20 protein-coding genes are annotated in these 23,189 nt (G+C 42.8%); 6 read left to right on the top strand and 14 right to left on the bottom strand.

The genetic code is table 11. From position 1 onward, the window contains the following. Nucleotides 1–3: 3 nt before the first annotated feature. The 5 genes from crcB to lrp form a co-directional block, all read right to left on the bottom strand. Nucleotides 4–387, bottom strand: coding sequence for a fluoride efflux transporter CrcB (gene crcB, locus GQS54_RS10045; RefSeq protein ID WP_166423864.1), 384 nt, complete (start codon nt 385–387; stop codon nt 4–6). Then, the gene (locus tag GQS54_RS10040; RefSeq protein WP_166423863.1) at nt 388–1,725 is read right to left on the bottom strand and encodes a replication-associated recombination protein A; all 1,338 of its coding nucleotides are present in this window, start codon (nt 1,723–1,725) and stop codon (nt 388–390) included. After that, nucleotides 1,725–2,387 (bottom strand): outer membrane lipoprotein chaperone LolA, encoded by a 663-nt coding sequence (lolA, locus tag GQS54_RS10035; protein ID WP_166423862.1) that lies wholly within the window; start codon nt 2,385–2,387, stop codon nt 1,725–1,727. The genes GQS54_RS10040 and lolA overlap by 1 nt, the downstream gene beginning before the upstream one ends. Before the next feature lie 3 nt (nt 2,388–2,390). Continuing rightward, nucleotides 2,391–4,928 carry a DNA translocase FtsK gene (locus GQS54_RS10030; protein WP_166423861.1) on the bottom strand — a complete coding sequence of 846 codons (2,538 nt, stop codon included), beginning with the start codon at nt 4,926–4,928 and terminating at the stop codon, nt 2,391–2,393. 124 nt (nt 4,929–5,052) lie between these two features. Then, nucleotides 5,053–5,538 carry a leucine-responsive transcriptional regulator Lrp gene (lrp, locus tag GQS54_RS10025; RefSeq protein ID WP_158770249.1) on the bottom strand — a complete coding sequence of 162 codons (486 nt, stop codon included), beginning with the start codon at nt 5,536–5,538 and terminating at the stop codon, nt 5,053–5,055. Between the two features lie 148 nt (nt 5,539–5,686). Here lrp and ald point away from each other — a divergent pair, with 148 nt between their 5' ends. Then, entirely contained in the window at nt 5,687–6,817 is a 1,131-nt protein-coding gene (gene ald, locus GQS54_RS10020) for an alanine dehydrogenase (protein WP_166423860.1), read from the top strand. A 94-nt stretch (nt 6,818–6,911) separates the two neighbouring features. Here the strand turns inward: ald and pyrF are convergent, their stop codons facing one another. From pyrF to gyrA, 9 genes are all read right to left on the bottom strand, one after another. Then, nucleotides 6,912–7,607: an orotidine-5'-phosphate decarboxylase gene (gene pyrF / locus GQS54_RS10015; RefSeq protein WP_166423859.1), complete on the bottom strand. Its 696-nt coding sequence runs from the start codon at nt 7,605–7,607 to the stop codon at nt 6,912–6,914. 6 nt (nt 7,608–7,613) lie between these two features. Beyond that, nucleotides 7,614–8,783 (bottom strand): lipopolysaccharide assembly protein LapB, encoded by a 1,170-nt coding sequence (gene lapB / locus GQS54_RS10010; protein WP_166423858.1) that lies wholly within the window; start codon nt 8,781–8,783, stop codon nt 7,614–7,616. A 2-nt stretch (nt 8,784–8,785) separates the two neighbouring features. Beyond that, the gene (locus tag GQS54_RS10005) at nt 8,786–9,055 is read right to left on the bottom strand and encodes a LapA family protein (protein WP_166423857.1); all 270 of its coding nucleotides are present in this window, start codon (nt 9,053–9,055) and stop codon (nt 8,786–8,788) included. 163 nt (nt 9,056–9,218) lie between these two features. Further along, nucleotides 9,219–9,509: an integration host factor subunit beta gene (ihfB, locus tag GQS54_RS10000; RefSeq protein ID WP_006991151.1), complete on the bottom strand. Its 291-nt coding sequence runs from the start codon at nt 9,507–9,509 to the stop codon at nt 9,219–9,221. Between the two features lie 71 nt (nt 9,510–9,580). Next, nucleotides 9,581–11,254, bottom strand: a complete 1,674-nt coding sequence (gene rpsA, locus GQS54_RS09995; protein ID WP_158772242.1) for a 30S ribosomal protein S1 — start codon at nt 11,252–11,254, stop codon at nt 9,581–9,583. Between the two features lie 122 nt (nt 11,255–11,376). Continuing rightward, nucleotides 11,377–12,054 (bottom strand): (d)CMP kinase, encoded by a 678-nt coding sequence (gene cmk, locus GQS54_RS09990; protein ID WP_166423856.1) that lies wholly within the window; start codon nt 12,052–12,054, stop codon nt 11,377–11,379. A gap of 125 nt (nt 12,055–12,179) precedes the next feature. Continuing rightward, on the bottom strand, nt 12,180–13,469 hold the full coding sequence (gene aroA / locus GQS54_RS09985; protein WP_166423855.1) for a 3-phosphoshikimate 1-carboxyvinyltransferase: 1,290 nt from the start codon (nt 13,467–13,469) through the stop codon (nt 12,180–12,182). A gap of 1 nt (nt 13,470) precedes the next feature. Further along, nucleotides 13,471–14,556, bottom strand: a complete 1,086-nt coding sequence (gene serC, locus GQS54_RS09980) for a 3-phosphoserine/phosphohydroxythreonine transaminase (protein ID WP_166423854.1) — start codon at nt 14,554–14,556, stop codon at nt 13,471–13,473. A gap of 98 nt (nt 14,557–14,654) precedes the next feature. Beyond that, the gene (gene gyrA, locus GQS54_RS09975) at nt 14,655–17,348 is read right to left on the bottom strand and encodes a DNA topoisomerase (ATP-hydrolyzing) subunit A (protein WP_166423853.1); all 2,694 of its coding nucleotides are present in this window, start codon (nt 17,346–17,348) and stop codon (nt 14,655–14,657) included. Between the two features lie 280 nt (nt 17,349–17,628). Between gyrA and ubiG the strand changes: the two genes are divergently transcribed. The 5 genes from ubiG to yfaE all read left to right on the top strand — a co-directional run bounded on the left by ubiG (nt 17,629) and on the right by yfaE (nt 23,170). Beyond that, a complete protein-coding gene (ubiG, locus tag GQS54_RS09970; RefSeq protein WP_166423852.1) occupies nt 17,629–18,348 on the top strand; it encodes a bifunctional 2-polyprenyl-6-hydroxyphenol methylase/3-demethylubiquinol 3-O-methyltransferase UbiG in 720 nt (239 codons plus the stop codon). Between the two features lies 1 nt (nt 18,349). Continuing rightward, on the top strand, nt 18,350–19,006 hold the full coding sequence (locus tag GQS54_RS09965) for an HAD-IA family hydrolase (protein WP_205967701.1): 657 nt from the start codon (nt 18,350–18,352) through the stop codon (nt 19,004–19,006). Nucleotides 19,007–19,389: 383 nt separating this feature from the next. Next, nucleotides 19,390–21,705: a class 1a ribonucleoside-diphosphate reductase subunit alpha gene (nrdA, locus tag GQS54_RS09960; protein WP_166423850.1), complete on the top strand. Its 2,316-nt coding sequence runs from the start codon at nt 19,390–19,392 to the stop codon at nt 21,703–21,705. 65 nt (nt 21,706–21,770) lie between these two features. After that, a complete protein-coding gene (gene nrdB / locus GQS54_RS09955) occupies nt 21,771–22,901 on the top strand; it encodes a class Ia ribonucleoside-diphosphate reductase subunit beta (protein WP_166423849.1) in 1,131 nt (376 codons plus the stop codon). Next, nucleotides 22,901–23,170, top strand: a complete 270-nt coding sequence (yfaE, locus tag GQS54_RS09950; RefSeq protein WP_166423848.1) for a class I ribonucleotide reductase maintenance protein YfaE — start codon at nt 22,901–22,903, stop codon at nt 23,168–23,170. The genes nrdB and yfaE overlap by 1 nt, the downstream gene beginning before the upstream one ends. Nucleotides 23,171–23,189: the final 19 nt, after the last annotated feature.

The raw sequence follows: 23,189 nt of genomic DNA, 5'->3' as shown, positions 1-23,189 counted from the left end.
GACTTAACCTTTAACTAGTTGTGTACCTAACCACGCTGCAAATAAACAACAGGTGATATTAATAATTATGTTGAACGCCCCTTTCAACCACATCCCTTCTTGAAGCAAAACTAGGGTGTCCACTGAAAAGGTAGAAAATGTGGTTAGTGCACCTAAAAAACCGATACCGATAGCGGTGCGCCAGATAACGATTTCCAAATGCCCCTGTTCAATTAAGCTGTAAAGAAACCCCAAACTGAACGAACCCACAATATTGACAAGAAGTGTACCAAAAGGAAATCCTTTGCCAAACCATTGCAACATTAAATTAGACAGAAAAAAGCGTAAACAAGCCCCCGTTGCGCCCCCAAGCGCAATATAAGTGTATATAGCAAAACTATGCTGCATTTATTTGTACCTTTTATAAGCGCTTTGGTTATTCAAATCAGCTAAATAATCTAATTTGGCTTTGAGCTTAATTTCAAGGCCTCTCTCGTTGGGTTGGTAATATTGTGTTGTGCCCATCTCCGGTGGAAGATAATTCTCACCTGCGGCAAACGCATTGGGTTCGTCATGAGCATAACGATATCCTTCACCAAATCCCATTTCTTTCATTAATTTGGTAGGCGCATTACGCAAGTGACTTGGTACTTCATAATCGGGCAGTGTTCTAGCATCATTCATAGCCTGCTTAAATGCCGTATAGACCGCATTACTTTTTGCAGCACTTGCACAATACAAAGTCGCTTGGGCAATCGCTCGCTCACCTTCTGCTGGCCCTACGCGCTGAAAGATATCCCACGCGTTTAAGCATACTTGCATCGCTCTTGGATCGGCATTACCAATGTCCTCAGTGGAAATGGCCAGTAATCGCCGTGCTATATACAATGGATCGCACCCCGCGTTTAACATTCGGGCATACCAATATAAGGCCGCATCAGGGGCAGATCCTCGCACAGATTTATGAAAGGCTGAAATAAGATCATAAAATTTGTCTCCGCCTTTATCGTACTGTGCAACTTTTTCGCCTACGGCTTCTTTAATTGCCTCAAGTGTAATATAGCCTTGTGATGAAAAGTCCGCGGCCAATTCAATATAATTTAATAACCGCCTAGCGTCACCGCCGGCTAATTCACTCAATAACGCTAAACCATTGTCTTCAATTTTTAGGGCTAAAGTCCCTAAGCCACGCTTCTTATCGGTTAAGGCGCGCTTGGCAATATCGATAAGGTCGTCGGTTGTGAGAGATTTCAACACATACACGCGGGCCCGTGATAATAAGGCGCCATTTAGCTCGAACGAGGGATTTTCGGTGGTTGCGCCGATAAACGTAATCGTACCGTCTTCAATAAAAGGTAAGAAGGCGTCTTGTTGGCTTTTATTAAATCGGTGAACTTCGTCAACAAATAAGATCGTACGCTTAGCTTGACTGAGAGCATTTTGCTTGGCTTTCTCAATGGCACTGCGAATGTCTTTGACACCCGATGTCACAGCGGAAATCCGCTCTATATGCGCATCACAATGCAGCGCTATAATTTCAGCAAGGGTCGTTTTACCCGTCCCTGGCGGCCCCCACAGTATCATCGAATGACACTGACCACGCTCAATAGCACTGCGTAATGGCTTACCCTCACCTACTATGTGCTGTTGACCAAAATATTGTGCGATATTCTGTGGCCGCATTCTGGCAGCTAATGGCGCAAAATCTTGCACATCTTCATGGCTAAAATCGAATCCGTCAGACATTAGTTACGCTGATCGTCCAAATCGTACCCTTGGGGTAAACTGAAGCTGAAAATATTTTCGCTGATAGTCTTATTTTGTTGAATATCATTAAAATAAAGATCGCTGATTTGTTGTTGGCTGTCTTGCATACTCATTGAGTTTAACTGGTCATTTTCAAAAACAAGAACCAATGAACGAACGGCCGAATCAGCGTTTTTAGCATCAATACGAAACGTATCATTACTATGGGACACGGTAAAATCTTCCCAAGCGGCACTGTTAGGCTGCGTCAGTAATATAAGCGGGTTGTTGGCCACGGCTTGCTCTTGATTAATGGCAGTTACTTGCTCAACAAAGGGATCAATATTCCACAATGTTGTGCCATCCGCGATAAGTATATTTTCATTGGGCGGGTTCAACTCCCAATACAACTTATTAGGTTGTTTTAGCTTTATCACGCCTGTCGCTTCTTGCAATATTTCGTGATTTGCATCGGTCACTTTTTGTGTGAAAGAGGCACTGAAATTATGTAACGTTTGCAAGCGGCTTTTAAGCATATCTACATCAGATTGCTGCGCTTGTGCATTGAATGATGCATTGAACGCGAATAATATAAACGCCGTTTTTATCATTCCGCCTTTAAAGTGTTTTAAGCCGAACGTGGCATGTTGAAAACCTATCATAAATTAATCTCTTGGTGGTGGAGGCGCAAGCACCTCACGATTACCGTTGTGGCCAGGCGGAGTTACGACACCGCTCTGTTCCATTTGTTCGACAAGACGCGCCGCTCGATTGTAACCAATTCTGAATTTACGCTGCACACTGGATACCGACGCTCTGCGTGATTCAGTCACAAAAGAAACTGCTTCGTCGTAAAACACGTCAAATTCCTGATCAACCCCTTCTGGCTGTTCGCCGGGGAGTAAAACCTCAGCGCTTGCATCACCATTTAATATTTCATCAATATATTGCGGCGCACCGCGGTTTTTCCAATCGGCTACGACTGCGTGTACTTCGTGGTCATCAACAAACGCGCCATGCACACGCGTTGGCACGCCTGTGCCAGGTGGTAAATATAACATGTCTCCCATACCTAATAACGCTTCAGCGCCTTGCTGATCGAGTATGGTGCGGGAGTCAATTTTAGAGGATACTTGAAAGGCAATACGGGTCGGTATATTGGCTTTAATCAAGCCTGTAATGACGTCAACCGAAGGCCGCTGAGTTGCCAAGATAAGATGAATTCCGGCCGCTCGCGCTTTTTGGGCAATTCGAGCAATCAGTTCTTCCACTTTTTTGCCAACAATCATCATCATATCGGCGAACTCATCTACGATAACCACTATCGCAGGCAGTTTTTCAAGATCAGGCGCTTCGGTGAGCATGCTCTCTTCTGACTTCCAAAGGGGATCTTTTATGGGTTGACCGTCCGCTATGGCTTGCTTCACTTTCGCGTTATAACCTTTAAGGTTACGTACACCTAATGCTGACATCAAACGATAGCGACGTTCCATTTCCCCCACGCACCAGCGCAGCGCATTAGCGGCTTCTTTCATATCGGTAACGACTTCAGCTAGCAGATGTGGAATCCCCTCATACACTGATAATTCGAGCATTTTCGGGTCGATCATAATCATACGCACGTCTTCAGGCGTTGATTTATAGAGTAAACTTAAGATCATCACGTTAACGCCGACAGATTTACCTGAGCCCGTGGTACCCGCGACCAATAAATGGGGCATCTTAGCCAAATCAACAATAACCGGCTTGCCTGAAATATCCGCACCTAATACCATCGTTAAATCAGATTCGGCAGTTTGAAAGGCGTCGCAACTAATCACCTCACTCAAGCGCACCATATCGCGTTTTTTGTTTGGTAATTCCAACCCGATAACGGATTTACCTGGAATAACCTCTACTACCCGCACCGAAATAGCAGACATCGCTCGGGCTAGATCTTTTGATAAACCCGTTATTTTACTTACCTTAACACCTGGCGCTAAGTCCATTTCAAAACGGGTAATAACCGGGCCTGGATACACTCCGACTACGTGGGCATCTATATTAAAATCTTTGAGCTTCTCTTCTAGTAATCGAGAAACCATCTCTAGTTCTTCAGGTGTTATTGGATTTTTGATTTTATCTGCACGTTGCAGTAAATCAAATGAAGGCATTGGTGCATGTGCCGCAGCTGCAGCATCCGCTTCCACCTTTTCAGCTGCGCGTAACTCAGCTGCTGCTTTAACATCATCAGAGACTTGCACAGTATTATTAGCACTGGTGCTATTCACTGTCGCACTCGTGTCCTCAACTGGATCGTTGGAGGTATTTTCTTCTTCCTCCTCTGGTGCTTTCTTTTTGCGACCAAAGCCGATTTTATCGCGTAGTTCGCTAATAGAGATAAGACTTGCGTCATCCGACTTAGGTTCTGGGTCTAACAACACCTCTTGGGGAATACTAAAACTTGGCTGCTGCTTGGCTTCATCAAAGGCCGATACTTTTGGCTCAACCCGTTCTTTGGCGTAACTATAAGCCGGTGGGTGGCTGTCGGTGTTGTTAGGGTCTGCCGCAGTATTGTCTTGAGCATCTGTTTTTTCAGCCCGATTGAAACCGAGACGTAAAATGGGTGCTTCTTGGATTTTTTTGGGTAAGGTCCATGCGCCCGTCGCAAATGCAATGGCTAAAGCGCCTGTTTTGTCCACTACAGTCAACCAAGAAATACCGGTTAAGAATGTAAAGCCAGTACAGAACAAACTTAATAAAATCAGTACAGTACCGGCAAAATTTAGATAAGGTAGAAGTGACGAACTGATCACATCACCGAGCATCCCGCCGGCTGAAAAATAAAATAAATCGTTAAAATTAAGACTTGCGATACCTGCAGCCCCCACGAGGGCCAGTAACAAGCCTAGAATACGTAAGCCGATAGTAAGGTAATCAAATTCAGAAATACGTTTGCGCTGCTGGAACATAAACCAACCAGCAAAAGCGGCGGTAAACGGAAAAATATAGGCTATATAACCGAATGTAAAAAATAAAATATCAGCTAACCAAGCGCCAATTGCCCCCACCCAATTGTGGATATCGCCTTGTAAGCCTGCTTGGCTCCAGCTGGGATCTGCCGGATTAAAAGAAGCCAATGCGAGCAACAAGAAAAAAGCAAATGCGCAACTGAGCATCATGCCTACTTCCATGATCCGTTGGATACCAGTGAGTCTTGCCATAGGGTTTTCTTTCAACTTAGGGTTACCACGTAAAATTAGCTGTATAAGATACCAGTGCTTAGCGAAAAATCCTAGCCGACGACGCCCTTATGCACAGTAATTGAACAATCTGCTCACGATGAGCTCAACGTTGATTAATTTTCACTATGGTGGTGTCTTTAACTTCTTCCATAACGACATAAGTTCGCGATTCATTCACCCCCGGTAATCGCAGCAACGTATCACCGAGTAATTTTCGATAAGTCGACATATCAGCGACTCTGGCCTTGAGTAAAAAATCGAAATTCCCAGATACCAAATGGCACTCTTGGATATCTTCGTGCTGTTTGACTGCAGCAGAAAATAGCTCAAAAATATCTGGTGACGTTTTTACCAACGTAATTTCAACAAATACCAGCATCGCGGCACCCAATTTATGAGGATCAACTTTGGCGTGGTAGCCCAATATATAACCTTGATTCTCTAAACGCTTAACTCTTTCTAAACAAGGGCTTGCGCTAAGTCCAACTTTAGTTGCTAAGTCGATATTTGATAGTCTTCCGTTCTTCTGAAGTTCACTTAGAATATTACGATCAATTCTATCAAGATGTTTTGGGGTTTTTATCAACATATAAAATTCTGCATTTTTGATATTTATCGGTATTTTATACTTAAAGACTTTAATCTTCAGAATAATTTTCTTTGGCGCTTACTTTATACTTTGCGCATTGTGCACTTGCGCATTTTATTATTACTCTTAACGTTTAAAAGGTTTATTTATGCTAATTGGTGTACCGAAAGAAATTAAAAATCATGAATACCGCGTAGGTCTGACACCTGCAGCAGTAAAAGAATTTATTATTCACGGCCATCAAGTGTTGGTTCAAGACGATGCGGGTACGTCAATTGGCTTTCCGAACGAAGATTATATTGCTGCAGGTGCGCAAATTGCGCCTGACGCAGCGACCGTTTTTGCCAAAGCCGAAATGATCGTTAAAGTTAAAGAGCCTCAAGAAATTGAATGCAAAATGCTACGTAAAGGACAAACCCTATATACCTATTTACACCTTGCTCCTGATCCCAAACAAACTCAGTTGTTAATTGAATCTGGTGCAACCTGTATCGCTTACGAAACCGTAACCGATAACCGCAACGCATTGCCTTTATTGGCTCCTATGAGCGAAGTAGCTGGACGTATGGCCGTTCAAGCTGGCGCACATTATTTAGAAAAAGCCCAAGGCGGCAGCGGTACTTTACTCGGTGGCGTACCTGGTGTTGCACCTGGTAAAGTGCTTATTATCGGTGGTGGTGTGGTGGGTACAAATTCCGCTAAAATGGCACTAGGATTAGGTGCAGATGTGACAATTTTAGATCGTTCGTTACCGCGTTTACGTGAATTAGATGATATTTTTGACGGACGTGTTAAGACTGTATTTTCTACGGTTGATGCAATTGAACATTACTCTTCTAAAGCCGATCTAGTGGTAGGCGCTGTATTGGTGCCAGGTGCTACAGCACCTAAATTGCTGACTGCTGAACATGTTAAAAATATGAAAGAAGGTTCGGTTGTAGTCGATGTGGCTATCGATCAAGGCGGTTGTTTTGAAACGTCAAAAGCTACGACCCATCAAGATCCTGTTTACATTGTAGATGGCGTGGTTCATTACTGCGTGGCTAACATGCCAGGCGGCGTAGCACGGACTTCGACTATGGCCTTAAACAACGCCACCCTACCCTTCGGACTCGCTTTAGCTAATAAAGGACCGAAGCAGGCTATGTTAGATGACGCTCATCTATTAAATGGCTTAAATGTACATGAAGGCAAAGTAACCTATAAAGCGGTTGTAGATGCATTAGGAAAATCTTTAGGCTTGACGTATACCGATCCTAAAACAGCTTTAAACGCTTAACGTTAAGGCTAAGACTCAGTCTTGCTAATATAAAAAAGGGCACTCGTGAAGTGCCCTTTTTAGTCTTTAAAAAACGTTTAAACGAGTTTGCTCACTAACGGATAGAAGCGTTTATCGATTCAAGGGCTGCAACGGGATCCGCTGCTTGAGTTATCGGTCGGCCAATCACCATATAATCCACCCCAACACGCATTGCTTCCTGAGGCGTCATTACACGCTTTTGATCTCCTACATCTGAACCTACTGGACGTATACCTGGTGTGACTAACATAAAGTCTTTACCGAGGGTTTGCTTTAATACTTCTGCTTCTTGAGCTGAGCATACAACACCGTCTAAGCCAGCTTGTTTCGTTAACGAAGCAAGTCTAAGCACATGTTCCATAGGGGTTGAATTAATGCCAATTTGTGTCAGTTGATGCTGGTCCATACTCGTTAGTACTGTTACCGCGATAAGATGAGGTTTGTTAGCGCCAAATTGAAGCAATGCTTCTTTTGCATGACACATCATTTTCTCGCCACCGGATGCATGGACGTTAACCATCCACACCCCTAGATCAGCTGCCGCTATACAAGCTTTAGCAACAGTATTAGGAATATCATGGAATTTAAGGTCGAGGAAAACATCGAATTTCTTAGCGACTAATGTTCGAACAAATTCCGGGCCGAAATAGGTAAACATTTCTTTGCCTACTTTAAGGCGACACTGAGACGGGTCTATCTTATCTACAAAATCTAACGCTTGTTTTTTTACATCAAAATCGAGGGCGATAACCACTTTAGGATCTTGCATTAACTCTTACTCTCCGTCTAAGCCTTTAATCGGTTTGACCTGTCCCCACTTTTTACATGATGGACACAGCCAATGAATCTGTCGTCCAGAGAAGCCGCAACTATGGCAACGGTATTTGGGGCGCTGATTAATCTGCTCTTCGACTAACCCTTTTAATAGAACTAAGCCATTCATAGATTCAGAGGGGGCTTGCTGCTCTATATACAAGCCCATAAGCGTTTTAAACCCTTTCATAGTCGGATGCTGGCGTAATTGTTGTAACAAGACGTCGGCGGCTTCTTTGGTCATTCCCTTGCGGGCCATTAAATTAACTTTAGCTAAATACGACGTCGCGCATTGTTGCCAGTACTCATCTAGAATTTTTTCTAACTGGGTCATATCCCCCAGCGCTTCTGCACTTTGTTCGATCAACGGCACCGCTTCACTAAGCCAAGAAATATCTCTCAGGGGTATCTGTTGTAAATACTCTATCGCGGTTTGGTACTGCTTTTGGCTTATGGCAATCTGCCCAAGCATTAACCAAGGTCTAACTGTATTCTGATCCGCCATAATGGCTTTTTGCAAATTCTTTTCTGCAAGATTAATTTCGTCTTTTCGAACATAAATAGCAGCTTGTTCACAGTAGAAATGTGAGATGCGAATGCATAATTCATCGCTATCGCCGTTATTTTCCATCATGTTTTCAGCGAGTTCTATACCTCTTCCCCACTCTTTAGTGGCCTGATAGATATCAAATAACTGTTGCTGAGCATCAAGAAAATGTTTGTCGGAATTAAGTAACTGCAGGAATGCATTTTCAGCGCGCTCTAAGAAGCCCGCTAATACATAGTCTTTGCCCAGCTCTTTAAGGGCTGATTCACGCTGGGTAGGAGAAATTTGTTCTTTACTAACTAAATTTTGATGTACACGTATGGCGCGATCTAACTCGCCACGATGTCGGAAAAACTTGCCCATGGCAATATGGGTTTCGACCGTATCACTATCGAGATTGATCATTTTAATAAGCGTATCGACAGCCTTATCAGGCTCATCAGACAGAAGAAAATTTAAGCCTTTATAATAGTGCTTAGATAAAATACTGGATTGCTTACGCTGTGCTTGACGAACACTATTACGCCCCATCACCCATCCATAACCAGCGGCTACGGGCAATAGTAAAAAGAGCAATTCAAGCATAATTAAGAATTATCAACGCGATTAGATTTTTTAAGTTGACGTTCCAAGCTTGCTACTCGCCACTTCAATCGTAACGTATACAATAGGAATACCATTGTACTGAGCACTGCTCCGCATAAAAAGAGGATCAACATAAGCACGGAAACACGTAGGTCACTTTGCGCTACAATATAGTTTACCGTTACGCTGTGGGTATTTTGAGAACCAATAAAGCCACCAATTAACAGTAAGACTAATACAGCAATAAGAGATAGTAATCCCTTGAACTTCATACTTATTTGCCTCCTAATTGGGCTTTCGAATTGGAATATTTACTGATAGTAAGCGTTTAATTGTATCTTTAATTAAGCTTCGCTAGTAGTAACTTATAATTTACTACACTCTAACAAAAACGGCACCCCAATTGGAGTGCCGTTTTGATGTTTTATAGATAAATCAAGCAATTAAATCTTCGTTGACTCGCTCTCGTAATTCTTTGCCGGGTTTAAAGTGAGGTACATGTTTACCATCTAACTCCACTGTCTCGCCCGTTTTAGGATTACGACCTACTCGAGGTGCGCGGTAATGCAGAGAAAAGCTTCCAAATCCGCGGATTTCGATGCGCTCACCTTTTTGTAAGGTTTGCGCCATTTGCTCTAACATTTCCTTAATAGCCAACTCAACGTCTCTTGAAGGTACGTGACGGGCTTTATCCGCTAGTCTTTCGATAAGTTCTGACTTGGTCATTAAAACTCTCCTTCAATATATAAGTACGTTGTGAAAAATCTAACGGTGCGCATAACACGCACCTAAGCTGATTAATCTTCGCTCTTCGCCGCTTTAAAGGCTTCTGCAAATGCGTTAGCAAACCCAACATCTTCTTGTTGGTTAACTTTGTCAAGTGCTTCTTTCTCATCTGCTTGATCTTTCGCTTTAACAGACAAGTTAACGATGCGATTCTTACGGTCAACGCCCATAAATTTAGCTTCGATTTCGTCGCCTACAGATGCGACTTCTGATGCATCTTCAACACGTTCACGAGCCAAGTCAGTAGCGCGGATATAACCTTCAACTTCTTCTGCAAGTTTAACAGTTACGCCTTTCGCGTCAACTTCAGTAACAGTACCGATAACGATAGTACCTTTCTTAGTATCTGTCAGATATTGATTAAACGGATCTTCTTCAATCTGTTTAACACCTAGAGAGATACGCTCACGCTCTGGGTCAACTTGTAAAACAACAGCTGAAATTTCATCGCCTTTCTTGTATTCACGAACAGCGTCTTCGCCAGTCTTGTTCCAAGAAATGTCAGATAAATGTACTAAGCCGTCGATGCCGCCATCAAGACCGATGAAGATACCGAAGTCAGTGATAGATTTAATCTTACCGCTAACTTTATCGCCTTTGCTCTGTGCCTTAGCAAACTCTTCCCAAGGGTTAGGTTTACATTGTTTAAGACCAAGAGAAATACGACGACGTTCTTCGTCAATTTCAAGAACCATAACTTCAACAGTGTCACCCAAGTTAACAACTTTAGATGGGTGAATGTTTTTGTTAGTCCAATCCATTTCAGATACGTGAACTAGACCTTCAACACCGTCTTCAATTTCAACGAAACAACCGTAGTCAGTTAAGTTTGTAACTGCACCGCTCAATTTAGAGCCTTCAGGGTAACGTTCTGCAATTTCTTGCCAAGGATCGTTGCCCATCTGTTTCATACCTAATGAAACGCGAGATTTTTCTTTGTCGAACTTAAGTACTTTAACGTTGATTTCATCGCCAACATTAACGATTTCACTTGGGTGCTTAACGCGTTTCCAAGCCATATCAGTAATGTGTAGAAGACCATCAACACCACCAAGGTCAACGAACGCACCGTAATCTGTAAGGTTCTTAACGATACCTTTAACTTCATGACCTTCCTCAAGGTTAGCAAGAAGTTGATCGCGCTCTGCGCTGCTTTCTGCTTCAATAACCGCACGACGTGATACAACAACGTTGTTACGCTTAGCATCAAGCTTGATAACTTTGAATTCCAGTTCTTTACCTTCAAGATGAGTAGTATCACGTACTGGACGTACGTCTACTAATGAACCAGGTAAGAATGCACGAACTGTATTCACTTCAACCGTAAAGCCACCTTTGACTTTACCATTGATAACACCTTTGATCGTTTCTTTGTCATCGTAAGCTTTTTCTAGCTCAACCCAGGCTTCGTGACGTTTTGCTTTTTCGCGCGACAAGATTGTTTCGCCGAAACCGTCTTCAATTGCATCAAGTGCAACGTCAACTACATCTCCGATTTCAACTTCTAATGTGCCGTCTGCATTGCGAAATTGTTCCGCTGGGATAGCGCTTTCAGATTTCAAACCTGCGTCTACTAAAACGATGTCTTTATCGATAGATACGATAGTACCTTTAACAATGGCACCTGGACGGGTTTCGATTTCTTTTAAGCTTTCTTCAAATAGTTGAGCAAAATTTTCAGTCATAGTTAGATTAATTGTTTCATTTTGACATCCACACTGCAATCCGGCTAACGTGGGGTTGTTATTCATTGCCAACTTCATCCTGATGTTGGGCAGTCTACAAAGTGAACTTAAAAATTTGATAATTAAATAGCTATTTTCAAATTGGCAAATTCGTTAATTTTTTCAAGTACTTGCTCTATGTTTAATTCCGTAGAATCAATAACAAGAGCATCTTTTGCTGGTACTAAGGGCGCTACGCTACGATTTGAATCGCGATCGTCGCGGGCTTCGATGTCAGCCAAAAGGCGCGATATGCTAACATCATGCCCAGCTTCTTTCAACTGCTTAAATCTTCGACTGGCTCGTTCTTGAGCGCTAGCGGTTAAGAAAATCTTTACTTCGGCTTCTGGAAACACAATGGTGCCCATATCGCGTCCATCTGCCACTAAACCCGGCGCGGCTTTGAAAGCGCGTTGACGGCGAAGTAGCGCTTCGCGGATAGTCGGCAATGACGCCACCTTAGATGCAACTGCACCCACTTCTTCAGTACGAATATCGTCGCTAACATCTTCGCCTTCAAGAATTACTTTGCAGCCAAACTCAGCAGGTTCAAAGTTAACGTCAAGACCAGATGCTAACGGTAACAAGCCAGCTTCGTCGCTAGGATCGATTTGATGGTGGATAGAGGCAATAGCCAAAACACGATAAATCGCGCCGCTATCGAGGAAGTGCCAACCTAAACGATTAGCCAACAAGGTACTGACTGTTCCCTTACCTGCTCCACTCGGGCCGTCTACTGTGATGACGGGAAATACTTGCATGCTCTCTCCTGAGCTAATGAAAATCGCGCGCAATTATACCCATTGGATTTAGATAAGCAATGTAAGCAAGTTTACAATTATGTGACCGCTGTAAATAAAATGTGTTATTTACAGTGGTCAGTAATTTATGCGCTGATTTGCTTTAAGCGAGCAAAATAATCTGGAAAGGTTTTTGCTGTGCAATCTGGGTCATTGATGGTCACGGGTGTATCGCTTAACGCGACTAACGAGAAACACATCGCTACCCGATGGTCGTCATAAGTATCGATAGCCGCTTCGATTATCTGAGTTGGCGGTGTGATGGTTATATAGTCATGCCCTTCTATTACCTCAGCGCCGACTTTGCGTAACTCACATGCCATCGCAGCTAAACGATCCGTTTCTTTGACGCGCCAATTATAGATGTTTCGAATAGACGTGGTTCCTTTCGCGAACAACGCAGTGGTCGCAATCGTCATCGCCGCATCAGGAATATGATTCATATCCATATCAACGGCAACGAGGGGGGCGCCTTCTACCTCAATATAATCATCACCCCAGGTAATTTTGGCTCCCATTTTTTCAAGCACGTCAGCAAAACGGATATCGCCTTGAATGCTTTTTTTGCCGACGCCAGTAACACGTACTGTCCCGCCTTTAATCGCCCCTGCTGCTAAAAAGTACGATGCCGAAGATGCATCACCTTCAACCAAAAAGTCACCCGCAGCTTGATACTGCTGATTCCCTTTCACATTAAAACGTTGATAATTGTTATTTTCGACTGCTACACCAAATTGCGCCATCGTATTTAAGGTTATATCGATATAAGGTTTAGATACTAACTCGCCTACAATGTTGATTTCACTATCGTTTTGAAACAAAGGTGCAGCCATCAACAGCGCGGTTAGAAACTGGCTAGACACCGTTCCTTCAACGCTTATCTTGCCGCCGTTAAGTGCTGCCCCTTGGATTTTTAACGGTGGGTAGCCTTCGTTTTTCAAATAGGTGATATCAGCGCCAGCTTGACGTAATGAATCAACCAATGCACCGATAGGCCGCTCTTCCATACGAGGCTCGCCAGTGAGCTCAAACTCCCCTTCTGAGGTCGCTAGTACCGCGCACAGTGGGCGCATGGCCGTTCCTGCATTACCTAAAAACAAGGTCTCTAGTTTACTCACCGTAAAGGCTTGACCTAAGCCCTTTACCCAGCACTGGGTTTTATCGTCGGATAAACGATAATTCACCCCCAACTGGCTCAATGCTTTCAGCATGTGCCTTATATCGTCACTATCAAGCAGATTAGTCAGGTGCGTTTCACCCTTTGCGATCGCCGCGAGAAGCAGTGCACGATTAGACAAACTTTTAGAGCCTGGTACATTTACCGTACCTGCTATGGCAGAAATAGGATTAAGTAAAAGAGGCGCTGAACGGCTCATATTAACGATTCCTTTTAGCAAAATCTTGCATGAAGTTAACCAGTGCTTGCACGCCTTCAATTGGCATCGCGTTATAAATGCTGGCTCGCATTCCACCGACAATACGGTGGCCTTTGAGGGCTTTTAAGCCAGCGATTTCTGCTTCTGCTAAAAATTGCTTGTCTAATTCAGTACCAGGCAAATGGAACGTCACGTTCATGCGTGAACGATATTCTGGCGCAACATTATTGGTATAGAAACCTGAGTTATCTATACAAGAATACAACAATTGTGACTTGGCTAAGTTACGCTCAGCCATGGCTTCAACACCGCCCTGCTCTTTTAACCATTTAAAGACTAATCCAGCGAGGTACCAAGCAAAAGTCGGCGGGGTATTGTACATAGAATCATGTTTAGCAATAACTGTATAATCAAAAATTGAAGGCGTTACACTTCTGGCTTTTTCCAATAAATCGTCACGGACAATAACGACCGACAACCCTGACGGACCAATGTTCTTTTGGGCACCAGCGTAGATAACGCCGAACTTACTCACGTCAATCGGCTGAGATAGGATATTGGATGACATATCTGCAACGAGGGGAATATCGCCTGTCTCGGGGATCCAATTAATTTCAACACCGTCTACTGTTTCGTTCGGGCAATAATGCACATAAGCTGCATCTGGATTTAATTTCCAGTTCGCTTGTGATTGCATAACCACTAACCCATCTTGAATAGTCGTGGTCGCAGCCACATTTACATCAAGATATTTTTGCGCTTCATCAACCGCACTTTTCGACCATGAACCACTGACAACATAATCAGCACTGTCATGTTCATTTGATAAATTAAGAGGAACCGCAGAAAACTGACCGCGGCCACCACCGTGGGTAAACAACACTTTATAATTGTCTGGAATTGACAGTAAGTCGCGTAAATCTTGCTCTGCAGTTTCGGCCAGCGCAATAAATTCTTTACTACGGTGACTCATTTCCATCACTGAACAACCTTGGTTCTGCCAGTTAATGAATTCGCTTTGAGCTTGCTGCATAACAGCTTCGGGTAACATTGCCGGTCCGGCGCAAAAATTATAAACCTTGGTCATTATCTTTTTCCGATACAAAAAGAGCGGCTAAGCCGCTCGTTTTAAAAAACTATAGGTAGATGAAATAAGCGCGTAGCTTACTTCATCATCTACTGGCTTTACTCTTCGTTTTGAGGGTCTTCATCCGTGGTGTTATCCACATCTGTCGCTTCGATTTCGATTGCTTCGTCACCTTCGACTAACGCCTCTAAATCTTCTTCTAACTCTTCAATTTCATCAATGCGCTGAAGGCCTACAACGTGTTCGTCTACGCCAGTGCGTATCAAACGTACGCCTTGAGTGTTACGACCAACAGTAGATACTTCACCGACACGGGTACGAACTAACGTACCTTGGTCGCTGATAAGCATAATTTCATCGCTTTCATTGACCTGAACTGCACCAACAACTTTACCGTTACGCTCAGAAACCTTGATTGATACTACCCCTTGGGTAGCACGGCTCTTCGCAGGATAATCTTCAACTGGGGTACGTTTTCCGAAACCGTTTTCGGTAGCAGTTAATATTGCGCCATCACCTTGAGGCACAATCAACGACACGACTTTCTGGTCATCTTTCAAACGAATACCACGAACACCCGTTGCCGTACGACCCATAGGACGAAGCGCTAAAATTTCTTCACCTGTTTCTGGATCAAGCTTCACCGCTCCGGTTTCTGAATCTCGTGCTTTTTCATTAAAGCGTACGACTTTACCCGCGTCAGAGAACAGCATGATATCGCTGCTACCGTCGGTGATATCTACACCGATTAGTTCATCTCCTTCGTTCAAGTTAACGGCAATAATACCGTTAGCCCGTGGACGAGAATATTGACTTAACGCTGTTTTCTTCACTGTGCCGTTTGCTGTCGCCATTAACACGTATTTGCCTTCTTCAAATTCTTTGATCGGCAAAATGGCAGTAATACGTTCATTCGCTTCCAACGGCAATATATTTACAATTGGGCGACCGCGGGCATTTCGACTGGCCAACGGCAATTGATAAACCTTCAACCAATATAAACGGCCACGGGTTGAGAAGCACAGAATATGATCGTGTGTGTTAGCAACTAATAATTTTTCGATGAAATCTTCTTCTTTCATCTTAGTCGCTGATTTACCTTTACCACCACGGCGTTGAGACTCGTAATCGTTTAGTTTCTGGTATTTAACGTAACCTTCACGGGAAAGTGTAACGACCACTTCTTCACGTTCGATAAGATCTTCGATATCGATATCATGGGATGCCGCGGTAATTTCAGTTCGACGAGCATCGCCAAATTCATCACGTATTTTCTCAAGCTCTTCTCTTATGACTTCCATCAAACGCTCGGCGCTACCTAATATATGTAGCAACTCTGCAATAACGTCTAGTAACTCTTTGTACTCAGAGAGAATTTTTTCGTGCTCAAGACCCGTTAATTTATTTAATCGTAGATCAAGGATCGCTTGAGCCTGTTGTTCAGTTAAGAAATACAGACCATCACGTATACCATATTCTGGCTCTAGCCAATCTGGACGAGCTGCATCATTACCTGCACGCTCAAGCATCTCGGCTACATCACCTAACTGCCAGCCTTGCGCCGTCAAAGCAATTTTTGCTTCTGAAGGACTTTTCGAGGCTTTTATAAGGGCAATAATAGGATCTATGTTAACGAGTGCAATCGCCAGACCTTCAAGAATGTGTGCGCGTTCACGGGCTTTTTTCAGTTCGAAAACGGTTCGGCGTGTAACGACTTCACGGCGGTGCAGTACGAATGCTTGCAAAATTTCTAGCAAGTTGAAAATTTTCGGCTGGGTTTTATCCAGCGCCACCATGTTGATCCCAAACACAGTTTGCATTTGTGTTTGCGAATACAGATGGTTTAGCAGTACTTCACCAGATTCGTTGCGCTTAACTTCAACAACGATACGCATACCGTCTTTATCAGACTCGTCACGCAGGGCAGAGATACCTTCAATTTTTTTCTCTTTTACCAGCTCAGCGATCTTTTCGATTAATCGCGCTTTGTTAACCTGATAAGGAATTTCATGAACAATGATAGTTTCTTTACCATTGTCTTCACGCTCTACTTCAGCACGAGCGCGCATGTAAATTTTACCGCGACCTGTACGATAGGCTTCTTCAATTCCCTTACGACCACTAATAAAGGCAGCAGTAGGGAAATCAGGGCCTGGGATATATTCCATCAACTCTTCGATTGAAAGCTCAGGCTTATCGATTAACGCGATACAACCGTTCACAACTTCGGTTAAGTTATGCGGTGGAATATTCGTCGCCATACCAACGGCAATACCAGAAGAACCATTGATAAGTAGATTAGGTACCTTGGTCGGTAATACCTCAGGAATAAATTCAGTACCGTCATAGTTAGGTACGAAGTTAACAGTTTCTTTTTCTAGATCCGCTAATAACTCATGGGAGATTTTAGCCATGCGGATTTCGGTGTAACGCATTGCCGCCGCTGAATCTCCATCAACCGAACCGAAGTTACCTTGACCATCAACCAACATATAACGTAGAGAAAACGGCTGGGCCATACGTACGATCGTATCGTATACCGCCGAGTCTCCATGTGGGTGATATTTACCTATAACATCACCGACCACACGAGCCGATTTTTTATAAGGTTTATTGAAATCATTTTTCAGCTCGTTCATAGCGAACAAAACCCGGCGATGCACGGGCTTCAAGCCATCTCTTACATCAGGCAGTGCTCTGCCTACAATTACACTCATTGCATAATCGAGATAAGAGGTTTTAAGTTCTTCCTCAATATTAATAGGAAGAATTTCTCCGGCGTTTTCAGTCATATACAGCCTTGTCCCTAGTCATTATTATTAGAAATAGAATTAGACATAAAATTTACAATCCGCGTCAGTGCATTTGAGCTAGGCCTCAAAATAACAGTCAACGATTAACTCTGGAATTTCGTACTATCGAGCCTTGGGATTCTATCACTGACCGCAAAAAATAAATAGATAGGATCCGCTCATATAGTAGCCAAAGACGCTAAAAAACCGCATATATTGCGCTAGCCAGCTTTAATACATGCTGGCTATAATAGCGAAACTCGAATTTTTGGACCCCAATATGAACTCAGTGCAAAACGTTGACCATCAAGAAATACAAAAATTTGCCGATTTGGCATCTCGTTGGTGGGACCTAGAGGGAGAATTTAAACCCTTACATACCATTAATCCTTTAAGAACGGATTATATTGTACAGCGCACTCAAGGGCTTAACGCTAAAAAAGTCATAGATGTTGGCTGTGGCGGCGGTATTTTAGCCGAAAGCATGGCTAGGGCCGGTGCTGATGTAACAGGCATTGATATGGGTGAGGCGCCGCTTGAGGTTGCGCGTTTGCATGCCTTAGATTCTACGTTGTCGATCGACTATCAGCAATCGACAGCAGAAGAGTTCGCGGAAATGCATGCCGGAGAATTTGACGTCGTCACGTGCATGGAAATGCTTGAGCATGTACCTGATCCTTCTTCAGTCGTCGAGGCATGTAGTCGATTAGTTAAACCTGGAGGAACGGTATTCTTTTCAACACTAAATCGGAATATCAAATCTTACTTAATGGCGATTGTCGGTGCTGAACATATTTTAAAGCTGGTACCTAAGCACACTCATCATCATGACAAATTCATTAAGCCGTCAGAGTTGTTGAATTGGATAGATGCGACGCCGCTTTTAAGCAAACATATGACGGGACTGCATTTAAGCCCAGTGACACAACAGTTTTATTTGTCTGATAAAAATGTCGACGTTAATTATATAGTCCATTGTCAGCATACAGGCGATGCATAAGATGCTGGGAACACCCCAAGGCATTTTATTCGACTTAGACGGCACATTATTAGATACCGCCCGTGATTTGGGCAACGCATTAAATTGGGTATTGCACCAGTACAATCAGCCGACCTGCGAGTACGAGGTATATCGCAACATCGCTTCTGATGGCTCCCAAGGTTTATTAGAAATTGGATTCGGTAGCCGTTTGCTTGAATACGATATAGACACCTTAAAAAACCAATTTCTGGCACGTTATGAACAGAAAATATGCGTCGATACAGTGTCTTTTGCGGGCGTAGTAACACTCATAAACGGTCTAAATAAGGCTGATATTCCTTGGGGTATTGTTACCAACAAACCACAATGGTTAACGGAATTGTTATTGCCCAACTTTACCGAATTTGATGCCTGTAAGGTCGTGATTAGCGGCGACACATTAGCCAAACGAAAACCCCATCCGTTGCCCCTGACCTACGCTGCCGAAATTATTGATGTCGCTCCTCAAGACATATGGTATGTCGGCGACGCTAAACGTGACATTGATGCAGCTAAAGCTGCAAACATGACCAGTGTAGTCGCTAACTACGGTTATATAGGTCCTGAACACCAATCACATAGCTGGAATGCCGATCTGTATATAGATCATCCACAAATGCTACTCCAGCACTTATAGCGCCAAACACGATATGTAGTGGTTTTGCAACCATTGCAACACTATATATCGTGAAATTATAAAAAATGCCTTTTTTGATTAAAAAAGTTTAATAAAAAAATATTTCTAAAAATGATCTTGCATTCCCTATACACGAAAAGCGAATAGTGTTGTTAGGTGAGTCTCCACTAACATAATTTTTTTGTGCTTTTAAGCGGCTACAAAAGCACCAGATGTGGGGTTGCAAAGGTGTCAAAACCTCACTATCTTGTGTTTCTCGACAAGGCGGTGAGAGTAAATAAAGAATCTTAACTTTCCCTTCTCGTCAAGCATAATTTCCACAGAATTGATGAACATTATCCTTTCTATTATTTTGTAAAAACTATTATCAAAACGGCGTATAAATGAATAACAATCTCTTCGTTACTAAGCGGACTGGCGAGCGCGAAAGCATTGACCTCGAAAAAATCCACAAAGTCATTACTTGGGCTGCTAAAGGTCTAAATAATGTGTCTGTCTCTCAGGTGGAAATTAAAGCGCACATCCAGTTCTACGACGGTATCAAGACGGCAGATATTCATGAAACTTTAATCCGCTCAGCAGCAGATCTTATCTCTACAGATGCCCCAGATTATCAATACCTGGCAGCGCGCTTAGCCATATTTCATTTACGTAAAAAAGCTTACGACCAGTTTGAGCCACCTGCTCTTTTCAGTCATGTTTCGAAAATGGTTGAAATGCAAAAATATGATAAGCATTTATTGAGCGACTACAGCGAAGCTGAGTTTAATGAAATGGACGATTATATCGATCATTGGCGTGATATGGATTTCAGTTATGCAGCAGTGAAGCAGCTTGAAGGTAAATATCTTGTTCAAAACCGTGTTACCGGTGAAATATATGAAAGTGCGCAGTTTCTTTATATATTAGTGGCCGCTTGCTTGTTTGCAGATTATCCAAAAGATACCCGCATGGATTACATCAAGCGTTTCTATGATGCTACGTCGAAATTCAAAATCTCGTTACCCACACCTATTATGGCGGGAGTACGCACACCAACCAGACAGTTCAGCTCGTGTGTATTAATTGAAACAGGTGATAGCCTCGATTCAATTAATGCAACAGCCAGTGCCATCGTTAAGTATGTGAGTCAACGTGCTGGTATTGGTGTGAATGCTGGACGTATTCGCGCTCTAGGTAGCCCGATTCGCGGTGGAGAAGCATTCCATACAGGTTGTATACCCTTTTATAAATATTTCCAAACGGCTGTTAAAAGTTGTTCGCAAGGCGGAGTACGCGGTGGTGCTGCAACGTTGTTCTTCCCTCTTTGGCATATGGAAGTTGAATCGTTACTGGTATTGAAAAATAACCGTGGGGTGGAAGAAAATCGTGTTCGACATTTAGATTATGGCGTGCAGTTTAATAAGTTGATGTACCAACGTTTGATTAAAGACCAGTATATTAGTTTGTTCAGTCCATCTGATGTGCCAGGACTATACGACGCATTCTTTGCTGATCAACCTAAGTTTGAAGAACTTTACGTTAAATATGAGCAAGACGAGAGTATCCGCAAAACTCAAATTAAGGCAGTAGAATTATTTAGCCTGTTTATGCAAGAACGTGCGAGCACAGGCCGTATTTACTTACAAAATGTTGATCACTGTAATACGCATAGTCCCTTTGATCCTAAAGTTGCTCCTATACGTCAAAGCAATCTATGTCTTGAAATTGCTCTGCCTACTAAGCCGTTAGAACACGTTAACGACGAGAATGGTGAGATAGCCCTTTGTACCTTGTCCGCCTTTAATTTAGGGGCAATTGAGAGCCTTGACGACTTTGCAGAAATGGCTGATTTAGCGGTTCGCGCATTAGATAATTTACTCGATTATCAAGATTACCCTGTACCTGCTGCTTATAACGCCACTATGGGTCGTCGTACCCTTGGTATAGGTGTGATTAACTTTGCTTATTACTTGGCTAAAAACAATGTTAAATATTCTGATGGCAGTGCAAATGCACTTATTCATCGCACGTTTGAAGCCATGCAATATTATTTGATGCGCGCATCATGTAACTTGGCTAAAGAGAGAGGTGCCTGTCCGAAGTTTAACGAAACCACCTACTCTCAAGGCTTAATGCCGATTGACACCTATAAGAAAGATTTAGACAAAATCTGTAGCGAACCTCTACATTATGATTGGGATAGCTTACGCGCAGATATAAAGCAATACGGTCTACGTAACAGTACATTGTCAGCATTGATGCCGTCTGAGACATCATCACAAATTTCAAACGCGACTAATGGCATAGAGCCACCACGTGGCCATATTAGCGTAAAATCGAGTAAAGATGGCGTGTTGAAGCAAGTGGTACCTGAATATGAGCGCTTGAAAGACAAGTACGAACTATTATGGGATCTACCGTCAAACGATGGTTACTTACAGTTAACTGGTATTATGCAAAAATTTGTTGATCAAACCATTTCTGCTAATACAAGTTACGATCCAAATAAATACGACGGTGGAAAAGTGCCAATGAAACTGTTGTTAAAAGACTTGCTAACAGCTTATCAACTCGGTGTTAAAACCCTGTACTACCACAACACTCGTGATGGTGCATCAGACACCTCTGGGCAAGAACTGAAATCAACCAAGTTTGTTCCCCAAGAGGCCATTATCGAAGAAGACGATGATTGCGCCGGCGGTGCGTGTAAAATTTAATCCTTTGTGAGCCCTTTTGCGTAATACAAAAGGGCAAATTCAACTCAATACGGCCATTTACCCCCATGAAATACACGACGTTTAATCAAAAAAATAACGACCCTTTATTGGAGCCTATGTTCTTTGGCAATCCGGTCAACGTGGCTCGCTATGATCAACAAAAGCACAGTATTTTTGAAAAATTGATCGAAAAGCAAATTAGCTTTTTTTGGCGTCCAGAAGAAGTTGATGTGAGTAAAGATAGGGTTGATTTTCAAAAGCTAAGCGATTCTGAAAAGCATATTTTTATTTCTAACTTGAAATATCAAACTCTGTTAGATTCAATTCAAGGTCGTAGTCCGAACATTGCTTTTTTGCCCATTATTTCTATCCCGGAGCTTGAGACATGGACTGAAACATGGTCTTTTTTTGAAACGATTCACTCTCGCTCGTACACCCATATTTTACGTAATCTGTTTGGCGACCCAAGCAGTATTTTCTCTGACATTGTAGAGAATGAGGAAATTAAAAAGCGCGCCGCTGATATATCTAAATACTATGATGATTTGATTTTTTACACCCAGCTTTGGCAAACACTCGGTGAAGGCACTCATACCATACATGGTGAAAAGCACATAGTGACCATGCGTACCCTAAAAATTAAATTATTTTTATGTATGAACTCAGTAAACGCCCTCGAAGCAATACGTTTTTATGTTTCATTTGCGTGTACTTTTGCTTTTGCTGAGCGGGAGTTAATGGAAGGTAATTCCAAAATCATTCGTCTAATCTCTCGCGACGAAAATTTGCACTTAACCTCTACCCAACATATTTTGAATTTGTGGGCAAAAGGTAAAGATGATCCTGAGATGGCGGATATAGCCCTTGAGTTCAGAGATCAAGCCAGAGATATATTTCTCGATGCCGTTGCTCAAGAAAAAGAATGGGCTGGGTACTTATTCAAAAATGGCTCAATGATCGGGCTGAATAAAGAAATTCTTTGCCAATATGTGGAGTTTATTGCGAACCATAGAATGTCAGCTATTGGTCTTGGCCAACCTTTCGACATTAAAAATAATCCTTTGCCTTGGATGAATAACTATTTGAATTCAGACAATGTACAGGTCGCTCCACAAGAATCTGAAATTAGCTCGTACCTTGTTGGTCAAATTGACTCTGAGGTGGGTAGCAACGACTTCGACGAGTTCGAGTTGTAGTGTGCAAAAAAGTCACGGTTGTTAAATACGACTCAGACATACCTTGTGAGCAAACCTTATCGTTTGCTCACAACAATCTTCTCGATTGCTTACTCAATAACAACATTGCTAAAGAGTACCACTGTAAAGAGGGCTTTTGCGGCGCATGTCGCACTGAGCTAATAGAAGGCCATGTGGAATACTTGCTTGATCCCCTTGCCTATATCGATGATGGCGAAATTCTGGCCTGCTGTTGTAAACCGTTAGGTGATATAACAATCAAAGCCTAGCGATTTTCTATTTCATGCC

This window comes from Paraglaciecola sp. 20A4 (assembly GCF_011378905.1).
Taxonomy (GTDB): Bacteria; Pseudomonadota; Gammaproteobacteria; order Enterobacterales; family Alteromonadaceae; genus Paraglaciecola.
The sequence above is the reverse complement of the archived record's forward strand: the minus strand, read 5'-3'. Positions and strand labels throughout refer to the sequence as shown.